This is a genomic window from Bosea vestrisii (assembly GCF_030144325.1).
GTDB classification, from domain to species: Bacteria; Pseudomonadota; Alphaproteobacteria; order Rhizobiales; family Beijerinckiaceae; genus Allobosea; species Allobosea vestrisii_A.
In genome coordinates this window covers 2004256-2024769 of record NZ_CP126307.1, presented here as the reverse complement: position 1 = coordinate 2024769, position 20514 = coordinate 2004256, and the positions used below count along the sequence as shown (strand labels likewise).

The window sequence follows — 20514 nt, the reverse complement described above, 5'->3', positions numbered from 1 at the left end:
TCCGCTTCCGACGCTACTTGAGGGTCACCCTGTCGAAGACCAGCGTCTCGTTGGGCTGGACGGCAAAGCCCTGCACGCGGTTCGCAACGCCGATCGCCTGGGTTTGGTACCAGAGGAAGAGGAAGGGCTGATCCTTCCAGACGATCTCCTGGATTTCTCCGTAGATCTCCTTCTGTCTGGCCGGATCAGTCGTAGCGCGGCCTTCCTTCAGAAGGCCGTCCACGCGCGGATTCGAGTAGCCCGTGCGGTTGGCGCCGACGCCGGTGAAGAAGAGCCGGTAGAGGGTGTAATCCATCCCGGCCGTGGCACGCCCGACCATGCCCATATTGTCGGTGCGTTGGGCCGGCTCCATGCCGACCACCTTGGTCCAGGTGCCGCGATCGACGACGAGCGGTGTCGCCTTGATGCCGACATTCTCGAAGGACCCCGCCAGCGCCTGGCAGACCTGGACATCCTTGATGTAGCGCCCGGTCGGGCAGGTGAAGCTGAGAGCGAGCTGGCCCGGCTTGTAGCCGGCTTCCGCCAGCAGCTTCTTTGCTCCTTCGGGATCGAACTGGATCAAGGGGAAGGTCTTGCGCAATTCATCCTGCGTGCCGGGCCCCACCATACCGACCGACGGCGTGCCGAGTCCGCCGAGGACGCCCTTGGCGATGCCGTCACGATCGATCGCGAGGTTCAAAGCCTTTCGGACCCGCGGATCGGCGAGCGGACCGCGCAAGACCATCTCCATGTTGATGGAGAACATGCTCGGTGGCGTCACGACCTTCGCGCTCTTCAGAGCGTTGATCGCCTCAATCGACTCTGGTGGCACGCGCTCGACGATGTCGGCTGCGCCGGTTTCCATCAAAGCCATGCGCGATCCGTCTTCCGGCACGACGCTGAAGTCGATCGCTTTCAGGGTCGCGGGATAGTCGCCTGCATATTTCGGGTTCGGCACGAGCCTGAACCCTTCACCGCCGACGAAGCGCTCCACCATATAAGGACCGGAGCCGACCGGCTTGCGGCCGTACTCTGCCCCCATCTCCTTGAGCGCTTTGACGTTGACGATACTCGCTGCCGTGTTTGCGAGCAGCATCAGGATATGGCCGTTGGGTTCGGCGAGATGAAACTCGACGGTATCCTCTCCGACCGCCTTGATCGTGCCGAGCGAAGCGTAGAGGCCGCGATAGATCGAGCCTGTCTTCTCGTCGAGCATCCGATTGAAGCTGGCGGCGACAGCCTCGGCATTGAGCGGGTCGCCGTTGCTGAAGGTCCTGCCGGTCTTGATCTTGACGGTAAACACTTTGCCGTCTGGCGAGAAAGACGAATCCGTGGCCAGGTTCTTCTGGGCGTTGTTCTGCAGGTCAAGCCGGTAGAGCCCTTCGAGCACGGCGAGATCGACCGCGTTGCCCACGGGCAGATCGTTGAAGGCGGGATCAAATGTCGCCGGGTCGGCGCCCACCGCCACCCGCAGGACACCCGCGGGCTGAGCAAAGGCTTGCGCGGTGGCCAGAGACAGACCGGCGACGAGTGCCGCCACGGTGCACGAATGACGAAGACTGCGCATGTTCGCTGTTCCCCAAGCTGGCAATTTCGGCGGTCGCGCGAGCGCAGACGAACGCCTTTGCGCTCGCCGCTTTCGCGATGCGAAGTCAGTCTTTGGTTTTTTGGTCGCCTTCTTGCTCATCCTGTCGAGAGGCGATGGCGGCGACGAAAGCCAGCAGATCACAGTCTTTGATCTATCTCAAATTCATAAATTTACGATCTATATGAATTGAAGTTATGCTCGCCCCATGCATTACCGTCAGGTCGAAGTCTTCAAGGCAATCATGGATTCCGGCTCGATCACCGAGGCGGCCAACATCCTCCACATCTCCCAGCCGGCGGTCAGTAAGGCTCTCAAGCTGCTGGAGGCCGAACTCGGCCTGCGCCTCTTTGCCCGCACGACAAAAGGCATCGCGGCTACGGAGGAGGCTCGGTTGCTCTATACCGAGGTCGAGCGAACCTATTTCGGCATGCAAACCTGTCGCGCTTCGCCGCCAGTTTAAGGGATCGCAAGCAGGGGCGCATCGTCGTCAGTACGATACCCGCGCTCGGCATCGCCTGGCTTCCTGCAATGGTCGCGCGCTTCTCCGCGGCGCATCCGGATGTCTCGATCACGCTGCATTCGAGCAATTCCGTCGACGCCGCGCGCCTTGTTGGGAGTGGCGAGATCGACCTCGGCATCGCCCAACTCCGAAGCGAGGAATACAACCTCTCGCGCCGTAAGCTCTTCGATCTCGAAGGCATTATTGCTCTGCCCGAAGGGCACCCGCTCGCACGCAAGCCGGACATCGAGGCTCGCGACCTCGATGGGGAGACGATCGTCGCCCTCGGTCCGGAAGACGAATTCCGCCGCAAGTTGACCCAGGCTCTCGAGACAGCCGGGCAGCATCCGCGGACCGTCATCGATGCGAGCCTCGGCCTCACGGTCTGCGCGCTCGTCGCCGCGGGATGTGGCATCGGCATCGTCGACAGCGAGGCTGCTCGAGAGCGCAACAACCGCGGCCTCGTATTCCGCAGCTTTCGGCCTGCGATACACGTCCCGATCTTTCTGTTTCGACAGCGAGGCCGGCCGACCGGCAAGCTCGTCGAGGCGTTCAGCGCGGGCCTGAAGCCTCCGCCGCCGTTTTCCAACGCGCCGGACTAGGTCATCCTATTCGGAGCGGCATCAAAACGGCTCCGGGTCATCCACCTCCGCCCGTAACGCTACTTCCTTGCGGGGCGGGTTTCAGCGAACATCGCCTGCGCCGAACCTCGCAACCCTGACCACAAAGATGCGGCGGCCACATTCCTGCGAGGGGACCGATGACGATAAATCTCAGGCATGTTGAGCTTTTCCGCCACATCATGCGCTTCGGGACGCTCACCCAAGCGGCCGAGATGATGTCCGTTTCGCAGCCCGCCGCCAGCAAGATGCTGTATCAACTCGAGCGCGGAACCGGCATCATCCTTTTCCAACGTACGAAAGGGCGGCTCAGGCCGACGCGGGATGGCGAGCTGTACTTCGCCGAGGTTCAGCGTACCTGGGAAAGCGTCGAGCGTCTTGAGCGGATGACGAAGGACATCCGCGAGCTGCAATTTGGCCGTCTCAATCTCGGCGTCATGCCGATGCTGGCCGGGACGATCGTGCCGCCCCTGTTAACGCGCTTCTGCCGAAAGCACGAAAAAGACGGCGGTCAAGCTGCATTCGCGCAGTTCCGATCGCATTATAGAATGGGCCATTGCCGGGCAGATCGACCTCGGAATCACCGAGCATTCCACGCCGCATCCGAACGTCGTCTGCCGCATGATCGCACGCGTTCCCAATGCCTGCGTCTTTCCCGACGGTCACCGCCTGGCGACCCGGCAGAGAATCCGCCCAGAGGATCTCGACGGCGAGAGTTTCGTATCGATCGGATCGGTCGACCGCCGCGCAGCCGTTGAGAAGGTGTTCGAGCAAGCAGGCATCCTGCCGCGCATGTTCATCGACGCACCGATGGCCAACGTCGCTTGCGCCATGGTCGCCAGCGGCGCCGGAATTGCCCTCGTCGATGAACTCAATGCGCAGCAGTTCATCGGCCGTGGCCTCGTCGCCAGGTCCTTCGCTCCAGAGATATTCTCGCCGGTCTGGCATGTGCGCCCCAACAGCCTGATCAGTTCCTCGCTGGCCGAGGCGCTGATGCGGGACATCGAGGACGAGTTCGAGCGCCTTGGCTACCGCGTTGATCCGTGAGGTGGCTGCTCGCTACGGCGGCAGACATCATAACCTCAGGGAATGAACTGGCAAAATCATATTCTTTGACGCCCCGATTTTGCGTCCATACGCTGACCGTCATTGACTTAGATCAAGCAAGCCGACCGGTTTTTGGACGTGCCGAACAGCATATCCAGATCAGAGGCGATCTATTGTCAAAATTGAAGCGAGGATCCTTTTCGGGATGCGAATCGTCATCTTTCTTGCCAGAAGGTTGATCTTTGCGATCTTGCTGATGCTGGGCGTCAGTGCAGCAATATTCTTCCTCGTTAACGCCATCGGCAATCCGATCGAGCTTATGATGGCGGAGACGCCAGGCATGACTGGCGAGGTGATCGAGCGGATGAAGGCCTATTACGGGCTCGATCATCCTCCATTCACCCGCTATCTGCTCTGGCTCGGACGGCTGGTTCACCTCGATTTTGGCACCAGCATCGTCTACAACCAGCCTGTCGGATCGATGATCATGACCTGGGGCTGGGAAACCCTCAAAATCCAGCTCCCTGCCATCTTGATCGCTCTCGCGGTCGCAATCCTCTTCGGGGTCACAGCCGCACGCCGCCAGCATTCGCGCGCCGATTTTGCAGTGATGGGCACCGCGCTGCTTGGCCAATCGCTGCCCGCGTTTTTCCTCGGCATCCTGCTTATCTTCGTCTTCTCGTACACGCTCGACTGGCTGCCGAGCTATGGCGCCTATTCGACACGTAACCCGATCGGCGGAAGCCCCGTGCTCGACGCGCTCTGGCACATGGTGCTGCCGGTGGCGATGCTGACCTTCTTCAACACCGCCACGCTGACGCTGCTGATGCGCTCGAACATGGTCGACGTATTGAAGAGCGACTTCATCGCGGCGATGCGCGCCAGCGGCATTCCCGAACGACGCGTCATCTTCGTCCATGCGTTACGGGCGGCCTTCATCCCGATGCTGACCTATCTCGGGTTGCTGATCGGCCTGATGCTCGGCACGGCCCCGGTGACGGAATCCGTCTTCACCTGGCCGGGCCTTGGCTACCTCTACATCTCGGCGATCCATCAGCTCGACTACCCCGTGATCATGGGTGCGAGTGCGGTCATCGCCTTCATGCTGATCTGCACGACCCTGCTGACGGACGTCATCTACGTCCTCATCGACCCCCGCATCAGTCTGGAGTGAGCAGCGTGACCGATCAGACGATCACGAGCCGGCCATCTGTCGCGAGGCGGGTCGCCAAGCCCGCCAGGGGCATCTGGCGGCAGGGTTGGCAGCGCTTCACCAAGAGTCGCACCGGCATGCTCGGGCTGATCCTCGTGATGTTCGTCGTCGCGACCGCGGTGCTCGGCCCCTTCCTCGCGCCCTTTGATCCGCAGGACCAGAGCCCGATGATCGACCCCGGCTCCAAGGCACCGCCGAGCTGGACCCATCCGCTCGGCACGGACCGGATGGGCTACGACGTGCTCAGCCGGCTCATCTACGGTGCGCCGACAGCGCTCGCGGTGGGGCTGGGCGCCATGTCGATCGCCTCGCTGATCGGCGTTCTGGTAGGCGGATTCGCCGGCTATCGCGGGGGTACAACGGATGAAGTGCTGATGCGCTTCACCGACTTCTTCCTGGTTATTCCGGTCTTCGTCGTCATTCTGGCGGTGGTACGGCTGCTCGGGGTCGCGGTCGTCAACACGCCATTCGAGAGCATACCTTATCTCAATCTGAGTGTGATCATCCTGCTGATCGGCGTCTTTTCCTGGGCTCCGATCGCACGGATGACCCGTGCAGAATTCCTGCGGCTCAAGAATCAGGAGTTCGTCGAGGCAGCACGCTGCATCGGCGCTACCTCTGGCGACATCCTGTTCCGCCATATCCTGCCGAACGCTCTGCCCTCACTCGTCGTCATCATCGCGCTCGGTATCGGTGGAGCCGTGCTGTCGGAGGCGATGATCGGCTTTCTCGGCTTCGGTGACCCGGCTGCAGTGAGCTGGGGCCAGCTTCTCTACTTCAACTACGAGGCGCTGAAGGTCGCTCCCTGGGCCTCACTCAGCCCCGGCGCGGCGATCTTCGTCACGGTTCTCGGTTTCAATCTTCTGGCGGATGGGCTTACCGACGCCTTCAACCCGCGGGCGAAAAGCTGATGACGAGCCTCGCCGCCGAAAGACAGGCCCCAGCCGCTTCTTCTGAACGGCCCGAAGCCTCAAATTCACGGGCGCCAGTCCTGATCTCGGTCGAGAATCTTCGTATCCAGTTTCCGCCCTGGAGCGCGCCGGTCCGGATCGTCGACGACGTCAGCTATCAGGTCCGCGCCGGCGAAACGATGGGCATCGTGGGCGAGTCCGGCAGCGGCAAGACGCTCTCGAGCCTGGCGATCCTGAATCTGCTTCCACCTCCGGGACGGATCGCGGGCGGACGCATCGTCTTCGAAGGCCAGGACCTGGCGGCCAAGTCGCAGCGAGAGATGCAGAAGCTGCGCGGCCGGCGCCTTGCCATGATCTTCCAGAACCCCGGCTATTCGCTCAACCCTCTCTTGACGGTCGGTGCCCAGCTTGCCGAGATCCTGAAGGTTCACGAAAAGCTGCCGCGTGCTGCGGCATTCCAGCGAGTCGAGGAGCTGTTCCGCCTCGTCGGCATCACGGACCCCGGCCCACGCCTGTCGCAATATCCGCACGAAATGAGCGGCGGTATGAAGCAGCGCGTCTGCATCGCACGCGCGCTGCTGTGCAATCCCGCTCTGGTGCTGGCCGACGAGCCGACTACTGCCCTCGATGTAACCATCCAGGCGCAGATCCTCGACCTGCTGGATGAGTTGAAGCAGCGGCTCGGCATGTCGATGATCTTCGTCACCCACGACATGGGCGTGGTGGCGCGCATCGCCGATCGAATCACGGTGATGTACGCCGGGCAGGTCTGCGAAACCGGCGACAAGCATGCCGTCTTCGCTCGTCCGTCCCACCCCTACACGCAGGCCTTGCTCGCCTCGACGCCACGGATCGACAAACGCTACGTAATCGATGCCGAGGGGCGCCGCGAACGACTACCGACAGTCGGCCTCGCTGCAACCCCGGGCCAACCGCTCAGCGGCGGCTGCCGTTTCGCTGGCCGCTGCCCTGAAGCAATGCCGGAATGTTCCCGTCTCGTCCCGCAAGCAGCGGCGATCGAGCCCGGCCGTGTCGTCCACTGCCTGAAGCGCGGCAGCACCGGGGTGCCCGGCCATGGCTGAAACCTTGATCGAACCGATGGCCGATATTCGCCAGCGCGTCGCACAAAAGCCCCTGCTCAGCGTCGATGGACTCGTGAAAAGCTATCCGCTGCATCGACGCGGCCTCTTCCGCCAGACGGTCACGGGCGACATCCGCGCCGTAAACGACATCAGCTTCGATCTTGGCATCGGCGAGACACTGAGCATCGTCGGCGAGAGCGGTTGCGGCAAGACAACCGCCGCCCGCTCGATCCTGCACCTTGTCGCGCCCACATCCGGGACGATCCGACTCGGTGAAACCGATGTATGCGCGACCTTCGCCCGGGATCGCAGGCCCGACGTCCTCGCACTGCGCCGGCAGATGCAATACGTCTTCCAGGATCCCTATCTCTCGCTCAATCCACGCTGGAACGTCCGACAGATACTCTCCGAGCCGTTGCGGGTCCACCGCCTTCTCCCGCAGTCGCAATGGGACGGCGCGGTCGAGGCGCTGCTGGAGCGGGTCGGTCTCCCGGCCGAGCATGCCGAGCGCTATCCGCACGAGTTTTCCGGCGGCCAGCGACAGCGCATCGGCATTGCGCGCGCGCTGGCCGTCGAACCGCGTCTGCTGATCTGCGATGAGCCGGTATCCTCGCTCGATGTCTCGGTGCGCGCCCAGATCCTCAACCTGCTCGCCGAGCTGCAGGAGGAGCTGAAGCTCTCCTATCTCTACATCTCTCACGATCTGAGTTCGGTGCGGTTCCTGAGCAACCGCATCGCCGTGATGTATCTCGGCAATCTCGTTGAGATCGGGGAGGTCGACGAGATCTTCGCGCGTCCACGCCACCACTATACCGCGGCTCTCATCTCAGCGATCCCCGTGCCCGATCCGGCGCGACAAAAGCCACGCGACGCAATCAGTGGCGAGATTCCGAGCGTCCTGAAGCGGCCGCCCGGCTGCGTCTTCCATACGCGCTGCCCGGCTGCACTGCCGGTTTGCTCCCAGCAGGTTCCACCGCTGTCCGCTCCGGACGGCACCCACGCCTTTGCTTGCCACAACCCGCGCTGAATGCGGGCCAGACTACAGGACATGCCATGATGAACGTCATCGTCGTAGGAGCCGGAATCGTCGGCAGCTCGATCGCCTACCGCATTGCGCAGGGCGGTGCGAAGGTCACGGTGCTGGAGGCCGACCGCGTCGGCGGCGGCACCTCTGGTGTAAGCTTCGCCTGGACCAATTCCAACAACAAGACACCACGTCCCTATCACGACCTCAATGTCGCCGGCATGCGTGCCCATGCGGCGCTAAAGGAAGAGTTCGGCACCACACCCTGGTTCCACCAGAGCGGCAGCCTGGAATGGCGGATCGCACCGGCGGAGGTCGCCGCCCAGGCTGAGAAGGTCGCAAGGCTGCGCGCATGGGGTTACGACGCCCAGATCATCGATAAGAAGCGGCTCGGCGAACTTGAGCCCGAGATTGCGCTGGATGCGGTCCCGGATACCGCCCAGATCGTCTTCTGTCCCGAGGAAGGTTGGATCGATCCGGTGCTCTACGCCGGCACGATGCTGCGCGCCGCGCGCCAGCGTTATGGCGCTGCAATCAGGACAGGAGTCAGGATCACTGGCCTGGAGACCCGCAACGGCCGCGTGATCGGCGCACGCGATGATAGCGGCGCACTCCACGAGGCTGACCTCGTCATCAACTGCACCGGGCGCTGGTCGAACGAGACGGTCAACCAATCCGTGCCGAACATTCCGCTGGCACCAACCGTCGGCTTCCTGGTTTTCACGCCGCCGGTGGGTGTCGAGCTACGCCGACCGTTCCATGCCCCTGATGTCGATGTCCGCCCGGACGGCGCCGGACGGCTGATGGTGCGCAAGGACTCGCTCGACGACCGCTTTGCGGCTCTCGAAAGCCGCACGCCTGACTGCGAGGAAGCGCGGATCGCAATGGAAAGCGCCGCCGAGATCCTGCCGGGCCTGAAAGGCGTCAAGGCGGAGGCCGTGCGGACGACGGTGCGGCCCATTCCGGCCGATGGGCTCTCGACCGTCGGGCCGGCACGCGGTGTCGACGGCTACTACGTGGTCGTGACCCATAGCGGTGTCACGCTCTCCCCGTTCCTCGCCCAGGCTGTCGCGGACGAGGTGCTTCACGGACGCACGAGAGTCGAACTCGAACAGTTCCGTCCGGCCCGTTTTCAGGCCTGAGCCGCCAGCTTCCACTGCCGATCACACAAAAGAAGGGGAAAGCGATGACTGAGAAATCGACGCGACGTGACGTTCTCAAATGGACCGGCGCCGGAGCGGCGGCGCTCGCCGCTGGCGGGCTGCCGGAGCCAGCCTTGGCCAAGCCGCCCTTCTTCAAGCTCTATCTGATGATCTTCAACAACCTGCAGTCGCGGATGATCTGGACCGACCTGATAGGCAAGCAGTTTGCGCGGCTGGGCATCGACGTCAACGCCAGCTACCAGCCTCCATCGGTCGTGATCGCCAGGCGTGCGAACGACAGCGGCAAGACCCATGTCGAAGGCGGTTTCGACATGTATTCCGAGCGAATCTACTATAGTGGCCTGTCGCCAAGCCCGGAAACACTGTTTCACAGCAAGAACATTCCGCCCAACGGGCAGAACTACTACCGTGTCGCGGACAAGCAGATCGACGAGTCGATCGAGAGATACTCCCGCGCCGTGACGGCGGAAGACCGCAAGGCGGCGATGGGCGCGTTCGCGAAGCGCTGGTACGAGATCGAGCCGCTCCATATGGTCTTTTACCCGGAGGAGGTGATCATCACCAATCCCAAGCTGAAGGGCCTGGAATCGACGACCTACAACCCGGTCTTCTATCCGCGCCCGGAGGATTGGATGATCGAGGGGGCCACCGGCGACGTCACCGCCACTTTCGCTTCCTGGCAGCCCCCGAGCCAGCTCATCCCGATGTATGGCAGTGGCTATAACGAGGCCAACATCTTCGGCCCCGCCTACAACGCGCTGATGGAATATGACAGCTGGGCCAATAAGAAGCTGGTTCCGGCATTGGCGGAATCGGTCAAAGGTTCAGACGACGGCACGACCTGGGTGCTGAGCCTGCGCAAGGGCGTCAAATGGCATTCTGGCGAGGAGTTCACAGCCGAAGACGTGAAGTTCACCTGGGATACCATCATCGATAAAGCCTATGCGAGCCTGTTCCAGGCGCCACTCAGCACGGTGATGGGCTCGTCGGACGCCTACAAGATCACCGGCACCCACGAGATCACGGTTACGCTGCCGCAGCCGAACGCGATGTTCCTCGACTTCCTGATGCCGGTCATCGCGATCATGCCGAAGCACGCCTACAAGGGCCTCAAGCCGGAGGAACTGCGCGGCCATGTGATCAGCACCTGGTTGGGCACCTTCCCGGTCAAGACCTCGGACGGGACAGTCTTCGAAGCAAAAGGCGCCGTCGGCACCGGGCCGTGGATCCCGCAGGGTTTCGATCCTTCTCGCAAGGCTTACAAATACAGCAAGAACGAGAACTACTGGAAAAAGACGGAAGGCAACGTCAAGACCTTCTATGTCGTCAACATCCAGGGCGCGGATGCCCTGCTCAGCGCCATCAAATCCGGCGCCATCGATGCTCACGACCCGATGTACGACGTCGGCGGCCTGCTCGATACGGTCGATGCGTCCTGGGGCAAGGTCAATCGCTTCGACTCGTTCAAGTGGATGCAGACCTGCCTCAACATGGACCATCCGGTCTTCGGCACCGGTGTGGAGACGCCGCTCGGCAAGCAGGATCCCAGCCGCGCGGCCGAGGCCGCCGTGTATGTCCGCAAGGCGATGAGCCACATGATCCCGCGCGAGCAGATCATCAAGAACGTGGTTTCAGGGTTCGGCAAGCCAGGCACGGTGCCTCTGCCATTTACCTCCGAATACTACGATCACGACGCGCTAAAGCCGATCGCCTACGACTTCAACCTGGCCAAGCAGTATATGGAAAAGGCCGGTTACAAGTATTGACGCAAATTGCGTCCAGCATGACAGGCCGGACATGCATGCCCGGCCTGATCCGAAACCGCCAGCAACTCCCAAGGATCAGAACGATGCGTGTCGCAGTGCTCGGTGCGGGCTCGATTGCCTATGGCAATGCCGCTCTTCTTTCTTCTCTCGGCCACGAGCCGGTTCTATGGTCGCCGTCCGGGAAGAGCGGCCAGAGTATCGCCAAGGGCGAAGCGCTGACCGCGACAGGCAGCCTCGCAGGCAGCTTCAAGGTCGCCATGGCGGCGAGCGCAGCCGAGGCTGTTACCGGTGCTGGCGCGGTGCTTTTTGCCCTGCCGGCGAACGGTCACCGCAAGGCCATGGACGCCGCAGCGGCCGATCTTGTCTCCGGGCAGGTTGTGATCATCAGCTCCCATACGTCGTTCAGCGGGCTCTACATCGCGCGCCAGATCGCCGAGCGCGGCTTGGATGTGCCAGTCGCCGTCTGGGGAACGACGGTGACCGCCGGCCGCAGAACCGGCGATGCCAGCGTCAACGTTTCGACGATCCGCTCGAAGGTCGACATCGCCACAATCCCCGTCTCGGCTTCCGAGCGCGGCATGAAAATCTGCAAGGAGCTGTTCGGCGACCGTTTCGTTCAGCGCGACGACGCGCTTGCGATCTCGCTGTCGAATCTCAATCCGCAGAACCATCTCGGCATCGCCTTGTGCAACTTCACGCGCATGGAGCATGGCGAAACCTGGGGGCAAAACGAAAACAACACCGATTCGGTCGGGCGCCTCCTCGAAGCCCTCGACGCCGAGCGCCTCGCGATCGCGGAGGCGGCCGGCTACAAGGTGCGTACCATCCGTGAACACTACAACCTCTCCTTCCATGTCGAGCCCGCTCCCGTGGGCGAGATGGCCCGCCAGCTTGCCGCGCGCGGAAATGGTGGCAACGGGCCGAGCAGCATCGACACACGTTACGTGTTGGAAGACGCACCGTTCGGCCTGCACCCAACGGTGCTCCTCGGCAAGATGGCCGGCCGGCCCGCGACGCTGCACCAGGCAGGCGTGGACATCTTCTCGGCGCTATACGCTCGGGATTTCGCAGCCGAGAACGATTTGCTCGCTGAAATCGGATTGGAGACGATGTCGCTCTCCGAGCTGAAGTCGCTCGTGCGCGACGGCTGGGTCGCGAAGCGCGCGGCCTGAGGCCGGCATTTCCCTTCAAACGGATACGGATCATGACTGAGATCATCGTAGTCGGTGCCGGCGTCATCGGGACGTCGGTCGCCTATCGGCTGGCGCGTGCCGGCGCAAAGGTCACCGTGCTGGAAGCGACCCGTGTCGGCGGCGGTACGTCCGGCATTTCCTTCGCGTGGACGAACTCCAGCAACAAGTCGCCGCGCGCCTATCACGACCTAAATGTCGCCGGCATGAAGGCGCACGCCGCTCTGAAAGACGAATTCGGCGCGACGCCTTGGTGGCACGGCGGCGGCCGCGTCGAATGGAGGGCCGAATCCGAACAGGCCGCCTTGAAGGCCAAAGTCGAGCGACTGCAGAGCTGGGACTATGCGGTCGAGTGGATCGATCGCAAGCAATTGCTCGAACTGGAGCCGGACATCGCGCCCGAAGCGGTCGGCGATGCACCGATCGCGTGGTGTCCGAATGATGGCTGGCTCGATCCCGTGGTCTATGCCCACGCAATGATGAGTGCGGCCCGGCTCCACGGGGCGACGCTCCGCACCCAGACGAGGGTTGCCGGCCTGATCGTCGAGAGCGGCAAGGTTAAAGGCGTGCGCAGCGAAGGTGGTGAAAGCTTTTACGCCGACCTCGTTGTAAACTGCACCGGCCGTTGGTCAAATGATACCGTCGGCTCGGATCTCCCAAATGTGCCGCTGGCACCGACCGTTGGCTTTCTCGTTTTCACCCCGCCCGTACCAGCCAGCATCCAACGTGTCGTCGCATCACCGGTCTGCGATTTTCGCCCGGATGGAGCCGGTCGTTTGATGCTGCACTGGGGAGCTGCCGATGCGACCGTCACGCCGGAAATCGGCGTCAATCCTGGAATGGAACAGGCTGCCGATCTCGTCGACCGCCTCACCCGCATCCTGCCGGGCATCGCGCCGGTCAAGCCGGAGGCTGCGCGTGTAACTGTGAGGCCCATCCCGAAGGACGGTCTTTCAGCCATCGGGCCGGTCCCAGGCGTGGAAAACTATTACGTCATGGTGACCCATAGCGGCGCGACACTCTCCCCCCGCGCTCGGAGCTATGGCCGCGGATGAAATTATCAACGCGATCCAGCGGCCTGAGCTTGAGAACTTCCGGCCAGCACGCTTCTTTACTCAAGCGCGATAAACCGAGGCGGCGGCCGTAGAGCGCGACCCAATCGCACTCTACGGCACTCTGGTTACGGGATTTGCTCTCCAAGGGAGCAGTTCGTGCGCCGTGGCCCGTGCTCTCGTCACATCCCCGTGACGCAAGCTCTCGGCCGAAGATTTCGAAACGCGGGTGAGCAACCTGTCGGCGAAGAGCACACCGTTCGGCGCTTGCCACCAAGTCTATCCACCATGCATCCAGCTTGCAGCGCCTACCTCGGAAGTCGACCATGGTGTGTCGCGGTTAGTGCCTATCTGCGCGTCTACCCGCGTTCCACAGGCCTGGACATCGCCACGTCGCCACCTCAACCGCCGCCGTCGATTTTTGGATTCCTATAGCGCCAATTTATAATTATCGACGGCCATCTATAGCGGGTAGCATCATAAAAGCTTATCTACTCTCGATTCTGTAAAATCGTATTTTGCCGCCAAAATAAATGAATTGTATCGAAATATAACCGCCCTCATCTAAAACCTGTTATGATGTTTTACGGAAGATTTCTTCCGGTTCGGGAAGTCCGACATCATGAAAATTCCAGCAGAACTGAAGCCGGCCGCCTGGGGCGCCGTCGGCGGAGCTGTTGCACTCGCCGTCGTCGGTTTCACCTGGGGCGGCTGGGTGACGCAGAGCACGGCGGAACGTGAAGCCAAGGCACGCTCGAATACCGCCCTCGTCGCCGCTCTCTCGCCGATCTGCGTGGTGAGATTCCAGCAGCAGAACAATGCGACGGAGCAGCTCGTCGAGCTCAAGAAGATCAGTTCCTGGCAACAGGGCGACTTCATCGCAAAAGGGGGATGGGCAACAATGCCGGGCAGCTCATCGCCTGACTCGGACGTAGCCAAGGCCTGCGCGGCAGCTCTCGGTGTTCCGAAGACCTGAGATTGCTCGCCAGTCGCGCGGTTTGATGCCAGGCGGCTCCTCGTCGCGCGAAGCGGTTTCTCCGCATCGCGCGACCGGAGACCCCGGCCCGCCTAAGATACGCGCTTGAACTCGATCAGCTCCTTCGAGGATGATCTCATGAGTCTCCACTTCCCCAATCCGATCCGACGGTATGACGCCGCTCGAAACTGCGTCTGTTTCTGGGGCTCCGATTCCGCGCTGGAGATTGCATTCGAGGTCGAACTCGCGGCGTTGCACGGTATCGACGCTTCAGCCGGTCCGGACGAAGCGTCGACGCTAAGGGCGTATGATGGGCACCTTGCGACCATTCATAAAGCCGCCGGGGCCGCTTATTCCCGCAAGCGCCAGAGCTACCATCGCTTGACGGCCTCCGACTTCTAGTCGCGCTCGGGCTTTTCTGCCGACGAGGGACCAGCGGGTTTCTCTGAATCCCATGGCCGTCGCCTTCCGATCTTCCCATCGTCGTCAGCCGGCGCCGGCTTGGTTGGCGTGGCTGCCGTTTGCGGGGCAATGACTGGCTTATTGGTGTTTGCAGCCGGTTTCGGCTCGATCGTCCTGAAGCGGATCATCACTGTCCTGTCGGTTGGTCGAAGGCCGCAGCGTGCGCCTGGTCCCGGGGACCGCTGCCGAAAAGCACAAGACGCTATTTCTTTTTCGAAGCCGGAGCCTTCGCGACCGCAGTGGGAAGGCTGGCGGGGGCTGCGACTGCAATTTTCGGCTTTTCCTGCTTTGGCTTCTTGGTCTCGCGGTTTCCGCGTCGTTCGCCTTTTGACATGCCGTTCTTGTCCTTGTTCGGAGATCGCGATCGCGATCTCTCGGGTCGTACCGGCCGGAGCTGGCGCTTCGCAGGGCGATCGCCCATCGCAATGCGCATGCGTGGTTGAAGGCGCAGATGTCTTGCAAGGAGAGGCGAGCAGGTGCTCGTGTCAGCGCGGCCGGCTAGCAGCTGCCTGGGAACGGATCCAGGCAAGTCATGTCGAAGCAGAGTCGTAGCCTAGGCCAGGGCCGAGGAGAGCGCACGCCGTTTCTTTTGCATCTGCCTGCCGGGAGCGCCCGGGCCTCATCCGAGGATGGAGCGATACAGCTCGAGATAATGATCGGCCATGCGGTCGACGGTGAAGCGCGCCGCGACCGCTGCCCGGCAGGCGGCGCGGTCGATTTCGGAGAGGCGCGCGATCGCAGCCACGGCTTCCTCGGTGCTGTCGACCAGGAAACCGGTCACGCCGTGCTCGATCAGCTCCGGCATCGACCCGCGCCGTGAGGCGATGACCGGCGTTCCGCAGGCGAGCGCCTCGATCACCGACAAGCCGAACGGCTCCTCGAAGTTGATCAGGTGAAGCAGCGCCTTGGCCGAGCCAAGTGCATGCGTGCGGACGCTGCCGCCGACGGGGCCGAGATAGACGACGCTCTCGCCAGCCAGCGCGGGGGCGACCTGCGCGTCGTAATAGCCTTGGTCCTGGACGATACCGGCCATGACCAGCCGCCGCCCGGCGCCGCGCGCGGCGGCGATCGCCTCGGCCGCGCCCTTGTCGGGGTGGATGCGGCCGAAGAACAGCAGGTCGTCGCTCCCAATCGGATCGAACGGGAAATCCTCAAGCCGGATGCCGTGGTGGATCGTCGCCGCATAGCGCAGATCGGGGTGCCTATCGGCAGCGCTGATGGCAACATAGTGGACCAGGTCCTCATAGGTCTTGAAGGCCGGCAGGATGCGCTCCGAGGAGAAGCCGTGGATCGTCGTCACCACCGGCGTATCGACCAGGCGCGAGAAGGCGAGCGGCACGAAATCGGCCTGGTTGTGGATCAAGTCGAACTCGCCGGCGCGCTCGAAGACATGGGCGACGTGCAGCAGCTCCCAGACCTTGGCGTCGATCGTCGGATCCTCGGAATAGGGCGCAGGGCAGACGCCGGCCAAGGTACCCGCCGTGAGGCTGTCTTTCGTGGCGAACAGGGTGACGTCGACGCCGCGCGCCACGAGCGCCTCGGTCAGCAGGCTCGTCACCAGCTCCCATGGGCCGTAATGGCGCGGCGGCGTGCGCCAGGAGATCGGCGCCAGCATGGCGATGCGCAAAGCGTTCGTCCCTCCCTGTGGTCAGTCGGCGAGCGTCAGGATCACGCCCTCATCGGGCCGCAGCAGCAATGCGCCGTCCTGAATCGGCGTTACGTCGGCAAGCGTGGAGAGAAGGGGGCGGCAATCATGCGCCCATTCCGGCAAGGCCAGGCGCTGCGGCCGCGCCCCGAGATTGAGCGCCACGACCAGCCGGTCCGCACCATGCCGACGCTCATGGGCCAGGACGTCGTCCTCGGCATCCAGCAGCGCGAAATCACCTATCGCCAAGGCAGGATGGCTGCGCCGGGCCGCGAGCAGTTGGCGATGCAGCGTCAGCATCGAGCCAGGTTCGGCCAGCTGCCGCGCCACGTTCCGCGCCGGCCAGTCGGCGTTGAGCGGCAGCCAGGGCGGGGCCGTGCTGAAGCCGGCCTGCGCGCTGCCGTCCCACGGCATCGGCGTGCGGACCGGATCGCGCCCGAGGCCCTTTCCCGGCTCGCGCAGCTCGCGCGGATCCTGGGTCTGATCGAGCGGGATCGGCACATCATTCAGGCCGAGCTCATCGCCATAATAGAGGGTGGGCGTGCCCCGCAGCGTCAGCAAAAGCATCGCCGCGACCCGGGCCTGGCTTTCCCCGAGCCTGGTCGCGGCGCGCGGGCGGTCATGATTGCCGAGCACCCAGTTCGGCCAACCGCCGGGCGGCAGCGCCGCCTCGTATGCGGCGATGAGCGCGGCCAGAGACCGTGCCTGCCAGGGCGCCTCGATGAGCTGGAAGTTGAAAGGCAGGTGCACACCGGCCCGATCCTCGCCGTAATAGCGCATCAGCCGCTCGACCGGCAGGTAGATCTCTCCGATCAGCACACGTTCGCCTCGCCCCGCCGCGCCATACGCGTCCGTGAGTGTGCGCATGTCGGCTGCGATGCCATGGACCTCGGGCTGGTCGGTCGAATGCAGCTGGAGCAGGCGGTGCATCTCGCCGAGCGCAGGCCGATAGGCCGGGTTCGGCGGGTTGTCGGGAAAGTCGGCGGCCTTGACCAGGTGCCAGAGCACGTCGATGCGGAAGCCGTCGACGCCGCGGTCGAACCAGAAGCGCAGCACTTCGTGCATCGCGGCCCGCACCGCAGGATTGCGCCAGTTGAGGTCCGGCTGCTCCTTCAGGAAGGCATGGTAGTAATACTGGCCGCTGGCCTCGTCCCATTCCCAGGCCGGGCCGCCGAAATCGCTGATCCAGTTGTTGGGCGGCCCGCCTCCGGGGGCCGGATCACGCCAGAGATACCAGTCCCGTTTCGGATTGCTGCGCGAGGACCGGCTCTCCGCGAACCAGGGATGCCGGTCGGAGGTGTGGTTCGGCACGAAATCGAGCAGGACCTTGAGCCCGCGCGCATGGGCCTGCGCCAGCAGATCGTCGAAATCGGCGAGGGTGCCGAAGCGGGGATCGATGTCGCAATAGTCGGAGACGTCGTAGCCGAAATCGGCCATCGGCGAGGGATAGATCGGTGAAATCCAGATCGCATCGACGCCCAGCTCGGCCAGGTAGTCCAGCCGCCGGGTGATGCCCTTGAGGTCGCCGACCCCATCGCTGTTGGCGTCCTGGAACGAGCGCGGGTAGATCTGGTAGATCACGCCGCTCTGCCACCATGGCGCGATCATCGCCGCGTCACCGCATGCGAGGGCGATGCCTGAGAGCCGGCGGCGTGGGCTGGAATTCTATCCCCCTCTTCTCCGAACAGGCCCCGCACTGGACTTGTCGCCTTGGCTCGGAACAAAAGGCCTCCGGTGACGGTTGGTCTATTATGCCCATTTCCAGGACCATCCCGCCGACACCGCCTGTCGATCACGACATGGAACTGTCGCTTCCCGCAGATGCGCCGCGCAATATCGTCAGGAAGCGGCAGCAGCGGAAGGCGCGCTCGGTGGCGGGCAGCCATATCGATGAAGCGCTTTCGGGGCTTCCGATTTCCGATCAGGCCAAGGCCTCGCGCAAGGCGAGGCTGATCGACCTGCCGGATGACACTCCGCTCAAGCGGCGCGCCAAGGGTATTGAAGTCAAGCCGATTTGATCCGCGCCAGAGCGGAGCCGACCGGCCTTGCTCAGTCATCGGCAGCAGGCCCTTCATCTGCGGACAGCCGCCGGCAGGTACCCCGCGTAAAACGCTCGATCTCGGCTAGCGCGTCATCGAGGGATTTGAAGGGCCCCCGGCGCATGGCCTCCATCGTGTGCAGTGCCTGGCCCGCCGGATAAACCATGAACTCGCCCGCCGCTCTGTCCTCGATATATCCCATGTCGCGGCCGAGCAGATCGGTCAGCAACCAGGCCGTTCCATCCGACTTCTGGGTGACGTCGATATCCAAGCGAACTCCATGGGTTGGAACCCGCGATCAGCGGGTTCAAGGTGCGGGCTTCAGCCAGCTGGGAAAGCGGTCTTGTCGTCGAGGCTCCCGGAAATGGACATTGAGCCGGTCAAACAGTCCGTTTGCGCTTGGCCTTCGGTGGCGCAGACGCTGCAGCGGCGCGCTCGGCCTCTTCTTTCTGCAGCCGCAGCGCTTTCAAGCGCGCCGTGTTGGCGTCGCGCGCCTGGTTGATGGTCTCCGTTTCGGAAAGGACGCGGTTGCGCGTCAATGATTGGGTTTGCGTTCTCAGGAACGCGGCATCTGCCGTCACGCGGGACTTCGAGTTCTCAGCCAAGTGTCTTCTCCAGAAAAGTCGGCTTGCGGGATGAGATTAGCCTCGCAGTGAGCAATCATCCGGCGGGGCTGCGCACCGATTCTAGGCCGTCCGAAACAATCTGATCGTGCCCGATCGCCCGTTCATGGCCGTCGGCGCCGCGAACGCGATATTCACGCTCGCCGCTCGCCCGCGTCGGCATGATCCGCACGATCTCATACTCGCCGCTACCGGATTGATCGGCGAAGCCGAAGGACAGCCGGACCACATCCCCAAGCTTGATCGAGCGCTGGATTGCAGACTCGTGCTGGGTCATTTTCATCTTCCTTTCAATGAGCGGCGCCCTGCCGCAGATCGTGGGTCTCTTCCGCAGCAACGGGATCCAGGGCCTGCAGTAGCGCCTCGATCCTGATCGTCGCGAAATTGCAGTAGGTGTCGGAGACCGCGTAGGGCAGGACGATCTGTCCGCCATGACGCATCGCGCCGCAGGTATAGACGACGTTGGGAACGTAGCCCTCGCGCTCGGACGGCTCCGGTCGGACTAGAGGTTCGCGTGAGCGCGCAAGCACCCTCGACGGATCCTTCTTGTCGAGAAGGACGGCGCCGATCGCATAGCGCCGTACCGGCCCGACGCCATGGGTGAAGAGCAGCCAGCCCTCATCGAGCTCGATCGGCGAACCGCAGGTCCCGATCTGAATGAACTCCCAGGGATATTGCGGCTTCAGGATCGCGACCCCGCCGTCCCAGTTCATGAGATCGTCCGAATAGACGAGATAGAGGTTCTCGTTGTCCTGCCGCGCGATCATGGCGTAGCGGCCGCCGATCTTGCGCGGAAACAACGCCATCCCCTTGTTCACGGCAGCGCTGCCTCGCAGCGGTGACATCCGGAACGACAGGAAGTCGGTGGTCTCGATCAGCTCGGAGCGTATCCCCCTGCCGTTATAGGCCGTGTAGGTCGCGCGGAACACGGTTCGCCCACCCTCGTCGAACGCGACGAAGCGCGCATCCTCGATGCCATTCGACTGAGAAGCCGTGATTGGAAAGATCACCCGCTCGCTGATGTCGCCATCCGGGGAGAACACCACCTCGACGTCATCGCCATCGAGGCGCACCATGCGGTTGCGGAAGGTGGCAATCGTCGCGAGACGGGAGGTCGGATCGACGCTCAGGCTGCCGTCGGCGGCGACCGTGCCCGAGCGGAAGGTCAGGGATGAGATATGCCCCTCGCCGACCGCGCGCACGCTGAGAATGAAACGACACCCGCCTGGCGGAGCACCGGACTGGTCGGGGTGCAAGACGATGCTCGGGTTGAAGAGTGCCGCAGCCTCGAACGAATACTCGTGCAGGAAGTAAGATCCGACCAGCCGGCGCTGCGTTTTGGTGAACGCGCCGTGGACCGTGAACACCTCTTCCATCTCGTCGGCGCGCGCCTCGAAGCGCTCCAGCAGGTTCCGGTGCCGGCCGTTGAAGTTCTCCAGCACCTCGGCGAGCTGGCTTGCTGCCGCCTCATGGTCCAGTCCCATCACGCGAGCGACGATGTGGTTCGCACGCAGCTTGTCGGTCGGGTTCATGTCGCGCGGATCGGGCGAAGGCCCGAAACGGCGCACCACGACCCGGGCGGGATCCGGATGCAGGTGCAAGGCCTGCCGGTTCAGGAAGGTGGCTTGCGACACG

At 63.2% G+C, this 20514-nt stretch carries 22 protein-coding genes and 1 pseudogene; 16 read left to right on the top strand and 7 right to left on the bottom strand.

Annotated elements, in window-relative coordinates:
- Nucleotides 1-13 precede the first annotated feature (13 nt).
- A complete protein-coding gene (locus QO058_RS10170) occupies nucleotides 14-1546 on the bottom strand; it encodes an ABC transporter substrate-binding protein (protein ID WP_284171896.1) in 1533 nt (510 codons plus the stop codon).
- Here QO058_RS10170 and QO058_RS10165 point away from each other — a divergent pair.
- The 15 genes and pseudogenes from QO058_RS10165 (at nucleotide 1545) to QO058_RS10095 (ending at nucleotide 14512) form a co-directional block, all read left to right on the top strand.
- Nucleotides 1545-1757, top strand: a complete 213-nt coding sequence (locus QO058_RS10165) for a hypothetical protein (protein ID WP_284171895.1) — start codon at nucleotides 1545-1547, stop codon at nucleotides 1755-1757. The genes QO058_RS10170 and QO058_RS10165 overlap by 2 nt on opposite strands.
- Nucleotides 1758-1772: 15 nt before the next feature.
- Nucleotides 1773-2027, top strand: a complete 255-nt coding sequence (locus tag QO058_RS10160; protein WP_284171894.1) for a LysR family transcriptional regulator — start codon at nucleotides 1773-1775, stop codon at nucleotides 2025-2027.
- The gene (locus tag QO058_RS31380) at nucleotides 2003-2668 is read left to right on the top strand and encodes a LysR substrate-binding domain-containing protein (RefSeq protein ID WP_432212057.1); all 666 of its coding nucleotides are present in this window, start codon (nucleotides 2003-2005) and stop codon (nucleotides 2666-2668) included. The genes QO058_RS10160 and QO058_RS31380 overlap by 25 nt, the downstream gene beginning before the upstream one ends.
- A gap of 158 nt (nucleotides 2669-2826) precedes the next feature.
- A pseudogene (locus QO058_RS10150) lies at nucleotides 2827-3006 on the top strand (LysR family transcriptional regulator); the annotation flags it as partial.
- Between the two features lie 196 nt (nucleotides 3007-3202).
- Nucleotides 3203-3733: a LysR substrate-binding domain-containing protein gene (locus QO058_RS10145; RefSeq protein ID WP_347976554.1), complete on the top strand. Its 531-nt coding sequence runs from the start codon at nucleotides 3203-3205 to the stop codon at nucleotides 3731-3733.
- Nucleotides 3734-3938: 205 nt separating this feature from the next.
- Entirely contained in the window at nucleotides 3939-4907 is a 969-nt protein-coding gene (locus QO058_RS10140; protein WP_284171892.1) for an ABC transporter permease, read from the top strand.
- A gap of 5 nt (nucleotides 4908-4912) precedes the next feature.
- On the top strand, nucleotides 4913-5857 hold the full coding sequence (locus QO058_RS10135; RefSeq protein ID WP_284171891.1) for an ABC transporter permease: 945 nt from the start codon (nucleotides 4913-4915) through the stop codon (nucleotides 5855-5857).
- Nucleotides 5857-6939, top strand: a complete 1083-nt coding sequence (locus tag QO058_RS10130; protein WP_284171890.1) for an ABC transporter ATP-binding protein — start codon at nucleotides 5857-5859, stop codon at nucleotides 6937-6939. Before QO058_RS10135 ends, QO058_RS10130 begins: the two co-directional genes overlap by 1 nt.
- Nucleotides 6932-7966, top strand: a complete 1035-nt coding sequence (locus tag QO058_RS10125; RefSeq protein WP_284171889.1) for an ABC transporter ATP-binding protein — start codon at nucleotides 6932-6934, stop codon at nucleotides 7964-7966. Before QO058_RS10130 ends, QO058_RS10125 begins: the two co-directional genes overlap by 8 nt.
- Before the next feature lie 26 nt (nucleotides 7967-7992).
- Complete coding sequence (locus tag QO058_RS10120; RefSeq protein WP_284171888.1) at nucleotides 7993-9105, top strand: NAD(P)/FAD-dependent oxidoreductase; 1113 nt, start codon at nucleotides 7993-7995, stop codon at nucleotides 9103-9105.
- Nucleotides 9106-9149: 44 nt separating this feature from the next.
- Nucleotides 9150-10892 (top strand): ABC transporter substrate-binding protein, encoded by a 1743-nt coding sequence (locus QO058_RS10115; protein WP_284171887.1) that lies wholly within the window; start codon nucleotides 9150-9152, stop codon nucleotides 10890-10892.
- Between the two features lie 83 nt (nucleotides 10893-10975).
- Nucleotides 10976-12064, top strand: a complete 1089-nt coding sequence (locus QO058_RS10110) for an NAD/NADP octopine/nopaline dehydrogenase family protein (RefSeq protein ID WP_284172860.1) — start codon at nucleotides 10976-10978, stop codon at nucleotides 12062-12064.
- A 32-nt stretch (nucleotides 12065-12096) separates the two neighbouring features.
- Nucleotides 12097-13137 carry an NAD(P)/FAD-dependent oxidoreductase gene (locus QO058_RS10105; protein WP_284171886.1) on the top strand — a complete coding sequence of 347 codons (1041 nt, stop codon included), beginning with the start codon at nucleotides 12097-12099 and terminating at the stop codon, nucleotides 13135-13137.
- Nucleotides 13138-13756: 619 nt separating this feature from the next.
- Complete coding sequence (locus QO058_RS10100; RefSeq protein WP_284171885.1) at nucleotides 13757-14110, top strand: hypothetical protein; 354 nt, start codon at nucleotides 13757-13759, stop codon at nucleotides 14108-14110.
- 105 nt (nucleotides 14111-14215) lie between these two features.
- Nucleotides 14216-14512: a DUF1488 family protein gene (locus tag QO058_RS10095; RefSeq protein ID WP_284171884.1), complete on the top strand. Its 297-nt coding sequence runs from the start codon at nucleotides 14216-14218 to the stop codon at nucleotides 14510-14512.
- Nucleotides 14513-15191: 679 nt separating this feature from the next.
- Here the strand turns inward: QO058_RS10095 and QO058_RS10090 are convergent.
- A complete protein-coding gene (locus QO058_RS10090) occupies nucleotides 15192-16199 on the bottom strand; it encodes a glycosyltransferase family 4 protein (protein ID WP_284171883.1) in 1008 nt (335 codons plus the stop codon).
- 21 nt (nucleotides 16200-16220) lie between these two features.
- Nucleotides 16221-17825 (bottom strand): alpha-amylase family glycosyl hydrolase, encoded by a 1605-nt coding sequence (locus QO058_RS10085; RefSeq protein WP_284171882.1) that lies wholly within the window; start codon nucleotides 17823-17825, stop codon nucleotides 16221-16223.
- Nucleotides 17826-18016: 191 nt separating this feature from the next.
- On the opposite strand from QO058_RS10085, the gene QO058_RS10080 reads away from it, so the two are divergent.
- On the top strand, nucleotides 18017-18235 hold the full coding sequence (locus QO058_RS10080) for a hypothetical protein (RefSeq protein WP_284171881.1): 219 nt from the start codon (nucleotides 18017-18019) through the stop codon (nucleotides 18233-18235).
- Nucleotides 18236-18266: 31 nt separating this feature from the next.
- On the opposite strand, the gene QO058_RS10075 is transcribed toward QO058_RS10080, so the two are convergent.
- The 4 genes from QO058_RS10075 to QO058_RS10060 form a co-directional block, all read right to left on the bottom strand.
- Nucleotides 18267-18527, bottom strand: a complete 261-nt coding sequence (locus tag QO058_RS10075) for a hypothetical protein (RefSeq protein ID WP_284171880.1) — start codon at nucleotides 18525-18527, stop codon at nucleotides 18267-18269.
- Between the two features lie 109 nt (nucleotides 18528-18636).
- Entirely contained in the window at nucleotides 18637-18861 is a 225-nt protein-coding gene (locus QO058_RS10070; protein ID WP_284171879.1) for a hypothetical protein, read from the bottom strand.
- Between the two features lie 55 nt (nucleotides 18862-18916).
- Entirely contained in the window at nucleotides 18917-19156 is a 240-nt protein-coding gene (locus tag QO058_RS10065; RefSeq protein ID WP_284171878.1) for a hypothetical protein, read from the bottom strand.
- A gap of 13 nt (nucleotides 19157-19169) precedes the next feature.
- Nucleotides 19170-20513, bottom strand: coding sequence for a glycoside hydrolase family 130 protein (locus QO058_RS10060; RefSeq protein ID WP_284171877.1), 1344 nt, complete (start codon nucleotides 20511-20513; stop codon nucleotides 19170-19172).
- Between the last annotated feature and the right edge of the window lies 1 nt (nucleotide 20514).

Coding starts and splice junctions, on each gene's coding strand:
- QO058_RS10165 (WP_284171895.1), top strand. CDS start 1,545: ATGTTCGCTGTTCCCCAAGCTGGCAATTTCGGCGGTCGCGCGAGCGCA.
- QO058_RS10170 (WP_284171896.1), bottom strand. CDS start 1,546: ATGCGCAGTCTTCGTCATTCGTGCACCGTGGCGGCACTCGTCGCCGGT.
- QO058_RS10160 (WP_284171894.1), top strand. CDS start 1,773: ATGCATTACCGTCAGGTCGAAGTCTTCAAGGCAATCATGGATTCCGGC.
- QO058_RS10140 (WP_284171892.1), top strand. CDS start 3,939: ATGCGAATCGTCATCTTTCTTGCCAGAAGGTTGATCTTTGCGATCTTG.
- QO058_RS10130 (WP_284171890.1), top strand. CDS start 5,857: ATGACGAGCCTCGCCGCCGAAAGACAGGCCCCAGCCGCTTCTTCTGAA.
- QO058_RS10125 (WP_284171889.1), top strand. CDS start 6,932: ATGGCTGAAACCTTGATCGAACCGATGGCCGATATTCGCCAGCGCGTC.
- QO058_RS10120 (WP_284171888.1), top strand. CDS start 7,993: ATGATGAACGTCATCGTCGTAGGAGCCGGAATCGTCGGCAGCTCGATC.
- QO058_RS10115 (WP_284171887.1), top strand. CDS start 9,150: ATGACTGAGAAATCGACGCGACGTGACGTTCTCAAATGGACCGGCGCC.
- QO058_RS10110 (WP_284172860.1), top strand. CDS start 10,976: ATGCGTGTCGCAGTGCTCGGTGCGGGCTCGATTGCCTATGGCAATGCC.
- QO058_RS10105 (WP_284171886.1), top strand. CDS start 12,097: ATGACTGAGATCATCGTAGTCGGTGCCGGCGTCATCGGGACGTCGGTC.
- QO058_RS10100 (WP_284171885.1), top strand. CDS start 13,757: ATGAAAATTCCAGCAGAACTGAAGCCGGCCGCCTGGGGCGCCGTCGGC.
- QO058_RS10085 (WP_284171882.1), bottom strand. CDS start 17,825: ATGATCGCGCCATGGTGGCAGAGCGGCGTGATCTACCAGATCTACCCG.
- QO058_RS10080 (WP_284171881.1), top strand. CDS start 18,017: ATGGAACTGTCGCTTCCCGCAGATGCGCCGCGCAATATCGTCAGGAAG.
- QO058_RS10065 (WP_284171878.1), bottom strand. CDS start 19,156: ATGACCCAGCACGAGTCTGCAATCCAGCGCTCGATCAAGCTTGGGGAT.